Origin of the sequence: Burkholderia sp. 572, assembly GCF_040545135.1 — a bacterium.
Lineage (GTDB): Bacteria > Pseudomonadota > Gammaproteobacteria > Burkholderiales > Burkholderiaceae > Burkholderia > Burkholderia cepacia.
Map to the genome: position 1 here is coordinate 115820 of NZ_JBEPLH010000006.1, position 13100 is coordinate 128919.

Genomic DNA, 13100 nt, shown 5'->3' on the forward strand with positions numbered 1-13100 from the left:
CTGCCATCCCACAAGGAGTCCTGCCATGCACTGGATCGATCCCGCCTGCCTGCCCGAAACGCGCGGCCGCGTCACACAGTTCCTGCTCAACCCGCACGGGGACATCGACGGCCTGATCCTGAACGGCGACCTGCAGGTTCACGTGCCGCCGCACCTGGGCCGCGAACTGGTTCGCCATGTCGAGGTGGGCGACCGCATCCGCGTGCGCGGCGTCAAGTCGCGCGGCGCCGCGATGATCGTGGCGGTGCAGCTGACCGGGCGCCACGGCGTCGACATCGTCGACAACGGGCCCGTGCCCGGTGCGCCGAAGCCGCCGCATGGCGGCCGCAAGCTGATGGAGATGAGCGGCGAAGTCGCGTTCGCGCTGCACGGCCCGAAAGGCGAGCTGAACGGCGCGTTGCTGACGAACGGCGTCGTGCTGCGGATGCCGCCGCATGCGGCAGCCGAGCTGAGCGACTATCTGCGCGCCGGTATCCATGTCATGGCGTGGGGGCAAGGCGTCGTCACGCGGTACGGCGCGGTGCTCGAAGTGAGCGAGATCGCCGAGCTCGTCGACGCGGACGACGAATGACTGCCCGTCGACGATGAGAGCGGCGCGCGCGCTCGAGGCGCTCAATTTCTTCCTGGCCGACGTGCAGGCCGGCATCGGCCCGTTCATCGGCGTGATCCTGTTGTCGCGCGGCTGGAGTGCCGACGCGATCGGCTCGGTCATGACACTGGCCGGGCTCGCCGCGATGGCCGCGACGCCGCCGGCCGGTGCGCTCGTCGATGCGCTGCGCGCGAAGCGCGCGCTGATCGTCACGGCCACCGCCTTGACGGCGCTGGCCTCGCTGGCGCTGATGTTCGCCGACGGTTATCCGGCGGTGGCGGCGTCGCAGATCCTGGCCGCCGTCGGCGGCGCGGCGCTGGCGCCGGCCGTCGCGGGCGTGACGCTCGGCATCGCGCGCCGGCAGGGTTTCGACCGGCAGTTCGGCCGCAACCAGATGGCGAACCATGCGGGCAACGTGGTCGGCGCGGCGCTCGCCGGATGGCTCGGCTGGCATGCGGGATTCGACGCGGTGTTCGCGCTCGTCGCCGTGTTCACGCTCCTCGCGATCGCGAGTACGTTGGCGATTCCCGCACGGGCCATCGACCACGCGTGCGCACGCGGCCTCGACATGGACCATGTCGAGCCGCGAACGCATGCCGTGCGCGATGATCCGCCCATGGGCGTGTCGGCGCCGCACGTAGGCGGCTTGCGCACGCTCGCCTCGAACCGGCCGCTGGTCCTGCTCGGCGCGTCGCTCGCGCTGTTTCATCTCGGCAACGCGGCGATGCTGCCGCTCTACGGAATGGGCGTGGTCGCCACGCATCGCAGCAACGCGAGCATGTTCACCGCGCAAACCATCGTCATCGCGCAGCTCGTGATGATCGCGGCCGCGTGGGTCGCGCCCCGGCTGATTCACGCGCATGGTTATTGGCGCGTGCTGCTGCTTTCCTACCTGGTATTGCCGGTGCGGGGCGTGCTTGCCGCCACGCTGATGAGCGAGGCGGGCGTCTGGCCGGTGCAGGTGCTCGACGGGATCGGTGCCGGCCTGCAAAGCGTCGTCGTGCCGGCGCTCGTCGTGCGCCTGCTGCACGGCTCCGGCCGCGTGAACGCCGGGCAGGGCGCCGTCGCGACCGCGCAGGGGATCGGCGCGGCGCTCAGTCCCGCGCTGGGCGGCGTGCTCGCGCAGCACTTCGGTTATCCGGTCGCATTCGTCGTGCTGGGCGCCGTGTCGACGGGCGCGCTCGCGCTCTGGCTCGGCCATGCGCGAGCGCTGAGCAGCGTGTGCGGCAAGCCGGCCGACCTGCCGGCCGCGTCGTCCTGAACGTGCTTTCCTTCTCCCTGCGATTCCCGACCTGCCCATGAATTCCGTTTCACTTGCATGGCTGATTTCCGCGCTCGCCACGGCGGGCGTCATCGCCCGCCCGTTCGGCTGGCCCGAGGCGACCTGGGCCGTGAGCGGCGCGTTGCTGCTGGTAGTGTGCGGCCTGTTGCCCGTGCATCCGGCGCTCGATGCCGTCGCGAAGGGCGGCGACGTGTACCTGTTCCTGACCGGCATGATGCTGCTGTCCGAGGTCGCGCGGCGCGAAGGGCTGTTCGACTGGGTCGCGACGCGCGTCGTCAATCTCGCGCAGGGTTCGCCCCGGCGCCTGTTCGCGCTCGTCTACCTGGTGGGCATCGTGACGACGGTCTTCCTGTCGAACGATGCGACCGCCGTCGTGCTGACGCCCGCGGTCATCGCGGCCGCGCGCCGGGCGAAGGCCGATCCGCTGCCGCTGCTGTACATCTGCGCGTTCGTCGCGAACGCGGCGAGTTTCGTGCTGCCGATCTCGAACCCCGCGAATCTCGTGCTGTACGGCGCGCGCATGCCGTCGCTCGGCGTATGGCTGGCCCACTTCGCGATCCCGTCCGTCGCATCGATCGCATGCACGTTCCTGATGCTTCGGATGACCCAGCGGCACGCGCTCGGCGGCCGTTGCGAATCCGGTTTGCCGACCCGGCCGCTCACCGGCGGCGGGCGTATCGCGCTGGCCGGCATCGCGATCACGGCCGCCGCGCTGATGACGGTGTCGGCGCTCGATCTTCCGCTCGGGTTGCCGACCGCGGCGGCGGGGATCGTCACCGTCGCATGCGTGCTGGTCAAGGATCGCACCGCATGCGTGCCGATCGTTCGCGCGATTTCATGGAGCGTGTTGCCGCTCGTCGCGGGGCTGTTCGTACTCGTCGAGGCGCTCGACCGGAGCGGTGCGGTGCGTGCGCTCGCCGGGCTGCTGCGCGCGCTGACGGCAAGCGGCGAGCAGACCGCCGCGGCCGCGGCGGGCATTGCGATCGCACTGGCGTCGAACCTGGTCAACAACCTGCCTGCCGGGCTGATCGCGAGCTCGACGGTCGACGCCGCACGCAGCCCGCAAGCGGTGATCGACGCGATCCTGATCGGCGTCGACCTGGGGCCGAACCTGTCCGTCACCGGATCGCTCGCGACGATTCTGTGGCTCGCGGCCATCCGGCGTGAAGGGTTGCGGGTCGGGTTCGGCGCGTTCCTCGCGGTCGGCGCGTGCGTGATGTTGCCGGCCTTGTTGCTCGCGCTGGCGGCGCGGCTCGCGCTCGGCGCGTGAAGCGCACGAGTCGCAGCGCCGGCCTGCCAACCCCCGCTAGAACGTATAGGCGAGCGACGCGAACAGGCTGCGCGGCGCGCCCGGCGTGACCCACAAGCTGTTGTAGGAGCTGACGTAGGTGGTGCGGTTGAACAGGTTGTTCAGCACGACCGACGCACGCAGGTGCTTGTTGACCTGCACATAGCCGTTCAGCTGCACGGTCGCATAGGCCGGCAGCTCGAACCCGTCCTGCGTGTTCGCGGTGTTGCCGGCCCGGCGCCCGACGTAGATCAGGCCGGCGCCGGCACCGGCCTTGTCCGCGAACGGTACCGCGGTTTCGTACAGGAGCAGCGCGCTGCCGCTCAGGCGCGGAATGTCGACGAGGCGTGCGCCGGGTGTCAGCACCGCGTCGTGCGTGACTTCGGCGTCGACATACGCAAGGTTGACGAGGCCGCGCACGCCGTGGCCGAGGTCGCCGTTCCATTCGAATTCGACGCCGCGGCTGCGCACCTCGCCGGCCGCGCGCGAGAAGCCGGCGTTTGCCGGATCGGCGGTCAGCACGTTGCGCTTGTTGACGTAGAACGCCGCGACGGTCGCGAGCCAGCGCGCGCCGGCCCATTTCGCGCCGGCTTCGTAGCCGTGCCCCTTCTCCGGATCGAACGCGCGGCCGTCGACGTCGGCGCCGTTGTTCGGCCGGAACGAATACGCGGTGTTCGCATAGAGCGACAGGGCGGGGCTCATCTCGTACACGATGCCGATGCGCGGACTCAACGCGGTCTGCACCTGGCTGCTCGTCGTGCCTTTCAGGCGGTTCTCGACCGACTGGTGGAAGCGATCCCAGCGCAGCCCCGCGAGGATTTTCCAGTGCGGGCCGAACGCGAGCGTGTCCTGCGCGTAGAGCCCCTGGCCGTCGTCGCGCTCGAGCAGGTTGGTCGCGGTGCGCGGCGTGGGCGCCGGCTGGCCGTAGACGGGATCGAAGATGTCGATCGCATACGGCGCGGCGGCCGTGGGCGTCGAGCGCGCGACGAACTGGTCGTAGTTGAAGCGGTACGCATCGACGCCCAGCACGAGCGTGTGGCCGATGCCGCCGGTGCGGAACTTGCCGGTCGTTTCGATGCGGCCCTGCAGGTCGTTCGAATGAAACGCGACTTGCCGGTAGCGGCGCCACAGCGTGCGGCCGTCCGGCTGCAGCGCGAATGCCTCGGACGAGCGGCCGGACAGGTCGGTGGTGCGCTGCGCGAACCCGGCGTTGACCGACCAGTTCGCATCGACGCGATGCTCGAGCGTGAACTGATGGCCCGTGTTGCGCACGTCGTAGTCGCCGTCGCGCGGCTCGCCGAGGAAGCGCGATGCGGGAATCGCACCGAGCTGCCCGCCCACCGCGACCACGCCGCGATCGAGCGGCGCGCGCTGGCGCGCACTCTCGAATTCGTAATGAAGCGTCGTGTCCGCACCGATGTCCCACGTGAACGACGGCGCGAACAGGTAGCGTTTGCTCGACACGGTATCGCGGAAGCTGCCGTTGTTCTCGTTCATCGCGACGAAGCGGTACGCGAGCGACTTCGTCACGGGGCCGGTCGAATCGAGCGTCTCGCGCAATGCGCCGTAGCTGCCGGCCGACACGCCGACGGTGTTCGCGCGCGCGAACTGCGGCTGCTTCGTCGTGTAGCTGATGAGCCCGCCCGGATCGCCGCGCCCGTACAGCGCCGACGCGGGCCCCTTGAGCACTTCCATGCGCTCGAGGTTGGCGGTGTCGCGCGGCACGCTGATCCCGCGATTCCACGAAAAGCCGTTGACGAGGTAGTCGGTGCCGGACGTGTTGCCGTCGCCGGCGAAGCCGCGCACCGCGTAGTTGTCCCAAAGACCGCCGAAGTTGTTCTGCCGCGCGACGCCCGCGACCCAGTCGTACAGGTCCTCGCCGCGCGTCGCCGCGACCGTGCGCACGAGTTTCGCATCGACGCTGCTGACCGCGAACGGGATCTCCATCACGTCCGCGTCGCCGCGCGTCGCGCTCGTCGAGTCACGTGTGCGAAACGGCGCGCTCGCGCGCTGCCCCGAGATCTCGATGGCAGGCAGCGTCGCCTCCTGCGCGTCGGCCGTGCCCACGCCTGCCGCGCCGACGACGATGGCCATCGGTGCGGCCGCCCAGTTCCTCCTGCTCATACCTCTCCCTTTCATGTCGTTCGCGTTCGGGCACGGCGGGCGGCCTTGCGCCGACATCGGTGTTCCAAACAGTACATTTGCGCGGCAATTTAATGCAAATGAGAGGCATTTGCAATCGTAATTTTGAGGATTGGTACGGGGAGCGAAACGGTGGGGCGCACGGATGCGAGCGAGGGGATGGGTGGATTTCCTGAAATGCCGAACGGCGGGGAAAACAAACCATGGCGTGGTGACGGCCGGATAGCGCTTTCGTCACGCCTGCGCGAGAAATATGAGTGAAATTGCAGGGGGCACGGCGCCACGCGATGCACGACACCGCGCTCGCCGACGCCCGTGCGTGTTCAGCTCAATCCGGATCGGCTTTCAGCCCACCCTCGATCCACCGCGCTTCCGACGCGCGAAGATGCGCGCGAATGGCCGTCTGCGCGGCGATCGGATCGCCGGCCTGCAACGCGAGCAGCACGTCCTCGTGCTCGCGCACCGCGGCGGTCCACGTCTGCGGATTCTCCGCATGGCCGCGCATCGCGGCCGCGATCGGGTCGTGGCGGCTGTCGAACAGCTCGCCGACGAAGCGGGTGAGCACCGAGTTGCCGGCGGCTTCCGCGATCAGCATGTGGAACTGCCGGTCGGCTTCGACCGGGGATTTGCCGGCCTCCGCGAGCCGCTTCATGCGCTGAACGGTGCGGCGCAGCCGCTCGAGCATGGCGGCCGTCATCCGCGCTGCGGCCAGCGCGGCGACGCTGCCTTCGACGGCCGCGCGAGCCTGCATCAATTCCGACGGACTGTCGCCGAGCGTGGCCATCGGGCCGACAGCGTCGGCGGCCGTATCGCGCACATAGACGCCGGAGCCCATGCGGATTTCGATCTGCCCGCCGATTTCCAGCGCGATCAGCGCCTCCCGAAGCGACGGCCGCGACACGCCGAGCGTCAGCGCCAGCTCGCGCTCGGGCGGCAGCCGCTCGCCGATCGCGAATTCGCCCTGGCGAATCAACGCGACGATCTGGGCCGCGACCGATTGGTAAAGCCGCTTGGGTTCTGTCGATTTCATCCGAGTGATAGGGATCAATGCGCTTCGGGCGCAAGCGCGTGTCGCGGAGTCTATCACGCCGGACGCATCGCCCCGTGTAGCGGCGCGTTCATCCGGATGTCCGGGTTTTCACTATTGGTAAGATCAGATGTGAATAATTAAATTGGCTTGACCAAAATGGCTTTGATTGCTGTAATTCATCCAAATTGGACTGACCGGTTAGTGTCGAGGTCGATCCATCCCCAGGAGACGCAATGGCAATGCCTCGCAATCTGCCCGGTCAGGCCGCGCAGGACGAACCGGACCGGGAGATCCTGCGCCTGGACGGGATTCGCAAGCGCTTCCCCGGCGTCCTCGCGCTCGACGGGATTCGCCTCGACCTGCGCCGCGGCGAGGTGCATGCGGTGTGCGGCGAGAACGGCGCAGGCAAATCGACGCTGATGAAGATCATCAGCGGCCAGTACCTGCCCGACGACGGTGTCGTCCACTATCGCGGCGCGCCGGTGCGGTTTCATTCGGCCTCCGAAGCGCAGGCGGCCGGCATCTCGATCATTCATCAGGAGCTCAATCTCGTCCCGCACCTGAGCGTGGCGGAGAACCTGTTCCTCGCGCGCGAGCCGCGGCGCGGGCCGTTCGTCGATACGAAACGCATGAACGCGGAGGCGGCGCGCTGCATCGCGCGCATCGGCCTGAACGTCGCGCCGACGACGAAGGTCGGCGTGCTGTCCATCGCGCAGCAGCAGATGGTCGAGATCGCGAAGGCGCTGTCGCACGATGCGCGTGTGCTGATCATGGACGAACCCACGTCGTCGCTGACCGAAACGGAAACGGTGCAGCTGTTTCGCATCATCGAGGAACTGCGCGCCGACGGCGTGGCGATTCTGTATATCTCGCACCGGCTCGACGAAATGGCGCAGATCGTCGATCGCGTGACGGTGCTGCGCGACGGGCGCCACATCTCGACGGACGCTTTCGCCGACGTGAGCATCGACGACATCGTCGCGCGCATGGTCGGACGCACGCTCGACGACGCCTATCCGTCGCGGCAATCGGTGCCGACCGACGAGGTGCTGCTCGACGTGCGGGACCTGCGCCGCGACGGCGTGTTCGGGCCGGTGTCGTTCGCGCTGCACCGCGGCGAGATCCTCGGTTTCGCGGGCTTGATGGGCGCCGGGCGCACCGAGATCGCCCGCGCGATCTTCGGCGCGGATCGCCCCGACGGCGGCACGATCGGGCTGCACGGCCGGCCCGTGACGATCCGCTCGCCGCGCGAGGCGATCCGGCACGGCATCGCGTATCTGTCGGAAGACCGCAAGAAGGAGGGTCTCGCGCTGCCGATGCCCGTCGCGGCGAACCTCACGCTCGCGAACGTGCGCGGCATCACGTCACGCTTCGGATTCCTGCGCTTCGACGACGAACTCGACGTCGCGCGCCGCTACGTGCAGGACCTCGCGATTCGCACGCCGTCCGTGCACCAGCGCGTCCGAAACCTGTCCGGCGGCAACCAGCAGAAGGTCGTCATCGGCAAATGGCTGTACCGCGGCTCGAAGATCCTGTTCTTCGACGAGCCGACGCGCGGCATCGACGTCGGCGCGAAATTCGCGATCTACGGGCTGATGGACCGGCTCGCCGCCGACGGCGTCGGCGTGGTGCTGATCAGTTCGGAACTGCCCGAACTGCTCGGCATGACCGACCGGATCGCCGTTTTTCACGAAGGTCGATTGACCGCATTTCTCGATACGAAACACACCAGTCAGGAGGAGATCATGCACTACGCGTCGGGGCGTTCCCATGCTTGAAATGACATCCGATCGAAGCCAGGCCGACGAACGGGCGGCGCGACAGCGGCGGCGCGACCTGATCCAGAAGTTCGCGGCGCTGGGCAGTCTCGTCGTGCTCGTGTTCGCGTTCTCGATCTCGAGCGCGGCGTTCTTCTCGGTCGACAACCTGATGACGGTCGGCCTGCAGGTCACGTCGATCGCCTATCTGGGCGTGGCCGCCACCTGCGTGATCATCACGGGCGGCATCGACCTGTCGGTCGGCTCGGTGCTCGCGCTGTCCGGCGTGTGCGCGGCGCTGCTGGTCAAGGCCGGCGCGCCGGTGCCCGCGGCGATGGCGGCCGGCATCCTGGTCGGCGCGCTGTGCGGGCTCGTCAACGGCATCTGCGTGACGCAGATGGGCCTGCCGCCGTTCATCGCGACGCTCGGCATGATGCTCGTCGCGCGCGGCATCGCGCTGCAGATCACCGGCGCGCGGCCGGTATCGGATCTCGGCGATGCGTTCGGCGCGCTCGGCAACGGCGCGCTGCTGCGGATCTCGCGCATCGGCGCGGACGGGTTCCCCGACACGACCTTTCCCGGCATTCCGTATCCGGTCGTGATCATGGTCGTGCTGTTCGTCGTGGTGTCCGTGCTGCTGTCGAGAACGTCGCTCGGCCGCCATATCTACGCGGTCGGGTCGAACGCGGAAGCCGCCCGGCTGTCGGGCGTGAACGTGCAGGGCGTGAAGCTGTTCACCTACGTGCTGTCCGGCGCGCTCGCGGGCGTGACCGGTTGCGTGCTGATGTCGCGGCTCGTCACCGGGCAGCCGAACGAAGGCGTGATGTACGAGCTCGACGCGATCGCCAGTTCGGTCATCGGCGGCACGTCGCTGATGGGCGGCGTCGGCACGATCTCCGGCACGGCGATCGGCGCGTTCGTGATCGGCGTGCTGCGCAACGGCCTGAACATGAACGGCGTGTCGAGCTTCATCCAGCAGATCATCATCGGCGTCGTGATCCTCGGCACGGTGTGGATCGACCAGTTGCGCAATCGCCGACCCTGACCGGCAGCAAGCAGTCCCTACCAACGAGAAGCGGAGCGAGACATGAACAAATCCATCCTGCTGGCGGCATCGGCGTGCGTGTTCGCGGTGTGCAGCAGCGGCGCGTATGCGGCGGGCGGCGAGATCGCCGTGATCGTCAAGACGGTCAATTCGAACTACTGGCAGAACGTGCAGAAGGGCGCGAAGGCGGCGCTCGGCGGCGCCAAGGGTTACACGATGACGTTCCAGGGCCCGGCGGCCGAGTCCGACATCAGCGGGCAGGTCAACATGGTCGACAACGCGGTTACGCGTCATGTGGCGGGCATCGTGCTCGCGCCGTCCGATCCCGATGCGCTCGTGCCCGCGATCAAGAAGGCGTGGGAAGCGCACATTCCCGTCGTGCTGATCGACTCGGCGATCGCGGACGCGGGCAAGCCGTACTACCAGGCATTCCTGTCGACCGACAACGAGAAAGCGGGCGCGCTGTGCGCGAAGGCGCTGATCGACCGCGTCGGGCAGTCGGGCAAGATCGCGATCATGTCGTACGTACCGGGCGCGGGCTCCGAGGTCAGCCGCGTCGGCGGGTTCCGCAAGTACATCGAGAGCCATTCGAAGCTGCAGGTCGTCGGCCCGTACTACTCGCAATCGCAAATGGCGACCGCGCTGAACCAGACGACCGACGTGCTGTCGGCGAACCCGGACCTGAAGGGCATCTTCGGCGCGAACGAGCCGACCGCGGTCGGCATGGGGCGTGCGCTGAAGCAGTCGGGCAAGGCGGGCAAGGTGGTGGCGATCGGGTTCGACGGCAACGAGGACCTGCAGGGCTTCGTGCGCGACGGCACCGTGCAGGCGATCGCCGTGCAGGGCTCGTGGCAGATGGGGAACCAGGGCGTGCGCACGGCGCTCGACGTGATCGAGCGCAAGCCCGCGCCGAAGCTGATCGATACCGGCGTCGTGATGGTCGACAAGCAGAACCTCGATTCGCAGGCAGCGAAGAATGTCCTGTACTGATCGCCCGTCCCGCTTGCACGCATCGAGTCACCACTCATGAACGCAAACGATACGCGCACCTTGCCGCGCAGTGGGCTGACGGTGTCCGCGCTCGGCCTCGGCTGCTCGCAGCTCGGCGGCCTTTATCGGCCGATGTCGGCGGCCGACGCCGCCGCGCTGGTCGACGCCGCGTGGGCTGCCGGCCTGCGCTACTTCGACACCGCGCCGTATTACGGCTACACGCTGTCCGAGCGGCGCGTGGGGGCGGGGCTCGCTCCGCGCGAGCGCAGCGCGTTCACGCTCAGCACGAAGGTCGGGCGGCTGATGCGCGCCGACGCGAGCGTGCGGCCGGGCGACGACGGCTGGGCCGAGCCGCTGCCGTTCCGGCCCGTCTACGACTACAGCTACGACGGCATCATGCGCTCGCACGACGACAGCCGGCAACGGCTCGGGCTCGCGCGGATCGACATGCTGTACGTGCACGACATCGGCGCGATGACGCACGGCGATCGTCACGCGCACTACTGGGAACAGTTGACGCGCGGCGGCGGGTTTCGCGCGCTGGAGGCGCTGCGCGCCAGCGGCGAGATCGGCGCGTTCGGTCTCGGCGTGAACGAATGGGAAGTCGCGGCCGACGCGCTGAACGAAGCGGCGCTCGATGCGGTGCTGCTGGCCGGCCGCTACACGCTGCTCGAACAGACGGCGCTCGAACCGCTGCTCGACGCGTGCGCCCGTGACGGGACGGCGATCGTGATCGGCGGCGTGTTCAATTCCGGCCTGCTCGCCGGCAACGGCAAGTTCAACTATGCGGATGCGAGCGCCGACGTGATCGACAAGGCCACGCGGCTCGGCGCGCTGTGCAACCGCTTCGACGTGCCGCTTCCCGCCGCGGCATTGCAGTTTCCGTTCGGTCATCCAGCCGTCGTATCGTGCGTGGTCGGCGCGCGCAGCGTGGCGCAGTTGAAGCAGAACGTCGACTGGTTCGAGCGTCCCGCGCCGGCCGAACTGTGGGATGCGCTGCGCGACGAAGGGTTGATCGCGGCGCACGCGCCGGTTCCGGGAGCCCACGCATGACCATGCGCATCGACGCCCATCAGCACTACTGGCGCATCGACGCACGGGCCGGCTGCTGGCCGCCGGCCGAACTCGATGCGATTCACCGGGATTTCGGTCCGGCCGATCTGGCGCCGCTGCTCGACGCTGCGCGCATCGACACCACTGTCCTCGTGCAATCGCTGCCGAGCGAAGCCGACACGCGCTTTCTGCTCGATCTCGCGGACGAAACGCCGAGCGTCGGCGCGGTGGTCGGCTGGGTCGACCTGAAGGCCGACGACGCACCGGCGCGGATCGCGGCGTTTGCGTCCGCGCCAAAGGCGCGCGGCTTGCGACCGATGCTGCAGGATCTGCCCGACGACACGTGGATCGACGATCCGCGGCTGGATCGCGCGGTCGCCGCGATGCTCGAGCACGGGCTGCGTTTTGATGCACTGGTGATGCCGCGTCATCTCGATGCGCTGCATGCATTCGCGCGACGCCATCCGGATCTGCCGATCGTGATCGACCATGGCGCGAAGCCGTTCATCGAGCGCGGCGAATGGCAGCCGTGGCTGTCGGCGATGGGCCGGCTTGCGCGCCTGCCGAACCTTCATTGCAAGCTGTCCGGCCTCTGGACCGAAGCAGGGCCGTCGGCTGGGCCCGATGCCGTGCGCGCGCGCACGCGGCCGTATGTCCACGCGCTGGCCGAGCTGTTCGGGCCGACGCGCCTGATGTGGGGCAGCGACTGGCCGGTGCTGCGGCTGGCGTCGGCGTGCGGCGGCTACGGCGAATGGCTGGCCGCGTGCGAGGACGATTGCGCGCGGTTGCTCGGCGCCGCGGCGCTGGACGGCCTCTTCGGCGGCAACGCACACCGCTTCTACCGGATCGACACCGCACGCCACGACGAATGAACCAGAACGAAAGGAACCCGACATGCTCAGCGTGATTTGCGAATCCCCCGGCGTGCTGCGCGTGCAGCAGCGCGAACTGCCCGTACGCGGCAGCGGCGAAGTACTGTTGCGCGTGCAACGGGTCGGCATTTGCGGCACCGACCTGCATATCTTCACCGGCAACCAGCCGTACCTCGACTATCCGCGCGTGATGGGCCATGAGCTTTCGGCGGTCGTCGTCGAGGCGGAACCCGAGTCGGGGCTCGGCGTCGGCGACGCGGTGTACGTGATGCCGTATCTGTCGTGCGGGCACTGCATCGCCTGTCGGCACGGCAACACGAATTGCTGCGTGAACATCAAGGTGCTCGGCGTGCATCGCGACGGCGCGCTCGCCGAATACCTGAGCGTGCCTGCGCAGTTCGTTCACAAGGCCGACGGCATTTCGCTCGATCAGGCGGCGATGCTGGAATTCCTCGCGATCGGCGCGCATGCGGTGCGGCGCGCGGACGTCCGCGCCGGGCAGCGCGCGCTGGTCGTCGGCGCCGGGCCGATCGGCATGGCCGCGATGATCTTCGCGAAGCTGCGTGGCGCCGACGTCACATGCCTCGACACGCGGGCGGATCGACTGGCGTTTTGCCGGCAACATCTGACGGTTGATGCGACCGTGGAGGTGGGCGAGGATGACGCGGCGCGTCTCGCGGCGTTGACGAACGGCGAGTATTTCGATGCGGTGTTCGACGCCACAGGCAACCTCGATGCGATGAATCGCGGTTTCGAATTCGTCGCGCATGGCGGCAAATACACGTTGATCTCGATCGTGCGCGGGCACGTCGCCTTTTCGGATCCCGAATTCCACAAGCGGGAAGCCACGCTGCTCGCGAGCCGCAATGCGACGGCCGAGGATTTCGCGACGGTGCTCGACGCGATGCGCGGGGGGCGTATTCCGGACCGCGCGCTGAACACGCACCGGATGCGGCTCGAAGAGGTGCCGGATGCGCTGCCGCGTTTGCTCGATGCGGGGCAGACCGTCGTGAAGGCGCTCGTCGAATGCTGATCGATCGAATCCGGCACGC

11 protein-coding genes are annotated in these 13100 nt (G+C 68.5%); 9 read left to right on the forward strand and 2 right to left on the reverse strand.

The window, feature by feature from the left end; genetic code table 11:
• Positions 1-25 precede the first annotated feature (25 nt).
• The 3 genes from ABIC51_RS13535 to ABIC51_RS13545 are packed head-to-tail and all read left to right on the forward strand — an operon-like array spanning position 26 to position 3141.
• Positions 26-571 (forward strand): hypothetical protein, encoded by a 546-nt coding sequence (locus ABIC51_RS13535; protein ID WP_048027420.1) that lies wholly within the window; start codon positions 26-28, stop codon positions 569-571.
• A gap of 13 nt (positions 572-584) precedes the next feature.
• A complete protein-coding gene (locus ABIC51_RS13540; protein WP_354006513.1) occupies positions 585-1850 on the forward strand; it encodes an MFS transporter in 1266 nt (421 codons plus the stop codon).
• Between the two features lie 37 nt (positions 1851-1887).
• Entirely contained in the window at positions 1888-3141 is a 1254-nt protein-coding gene (locus ABIC51_RS13545) for an arsenic transporter (RefSeq protein WP_354006514.1), read from the forward strand.
• 36 nt (positions 3142-3177) lie between these two features.
• Here ABIC51_RS13545 and ABIC51_RS13550 read toward each other — a convergent pair whose 3' ends face one another.
• Complete coding sequence (locus ABIC51_RS13550) at positions 3178-5283, reverse strand: TonB-dependent siderophore receptor (protein WP_354006515.1); 2106 nt, start codon at positions 5281-5283, stop codon at positions 3178-3180.
• A 346-nt stretch (positions 5284-5629) separates the two neighbouring features.
• On the reverse strand, positions 5630-6331 hold the full coding sequence (locus tag ABIC51_RS13555; RefSeq protein ID WP_027792854.1) for a FadR/GntR family transcriptional regulator: 702 nt from the start codon (positions 6329-6331) through the stop codon (positions 5630-5632).
• A gap of 233 nt (positions 6332-6564) precedes the next feature.
• Between ABIC51_RS13555 and ABIC51_RS13560 the strand changes: the two genes are divergently transcribed.
• The 6 genes from ABIC51_RS13560 to ABIC51_RS13585 are packed head-to-tail and all read left to right on the forward strand — an operon-like array spanning position 6565 to position 13081.
• The gene (locus ABIC51_RS13560; RefSeq protein WP_146253066.1) at positions 6565-8109 is read left to right on the forward strand and encodes a sugar ABC transporter ATP-binding protein; all 1545 of its coding nucleotides are present in this window, start codon (positions 6565-6567) and stop codon (positions 8107-8109) included.
• The gene (locus tag ABIC51_RS13565; RefSeq protein WP_027792852.1) at positions 8102-9133 is read left to right on the forward strand and encodes an ABC transporter permease; all 1032 of its coding nucleotides are present in this window, start codon (positions 8102-8104) and stop codon (positions 9131-9133) included. The genes ABIC51_RS13560 and ABIC51_RS13565 overlap by 8 nt, the downstream gene beginning before the upstream one ends.
• Before the next feature lie 42 nt (positions 9134-9175).
• A complete protein-coding gene (locus ABIC51_RS13570) occupies positions 9176-10123 on the forward strand; it encodes an ABC transporter substrate-binding protein (RefSeq protein WP_059699561.1) in 948 nt (315 codons plus the stop codon).
• 36 nt (positions 10124-10159) lie between these two features.
• A complete protein-coding gene (locus tag ABIC51_RS13575; protein WP_146253067.1) occupies positions 10160-11176 on the forward strand; it encodes an aldo/keto reductase in 1017 nt (338 codons plus the stop codon).
• Complete coding sequence (locus ABIC51_RS13580) at positions 11173-12048, forward strand: amidohydrolase family protein (protein WP_081066322.1); 876 nt, start codon at positions 11173-11175, stop codon at positions 12046-12048. Before ABIC51_RS13575 ends, ABIC51_RS13580 begins: the two co-directional genes overlap by 4 nt.
• Before the next feature lie 22 nt (positions 12049-12070).
• The gene (locus tag ABIC51_RS13585; RefSeq protein ID WP_027792848.1) at positions 12071-13081 is read left to right on the forward strand and encodes a zinc-binding alcohol dehydrogenase family protein; all 1011 of its coding nucleotides are present in this window, start codon (positions 12071-12073) and stop codon (positions 13079-13081) included.
• Positions 13082-13100 lie beyond the last annotated feature (19 nt).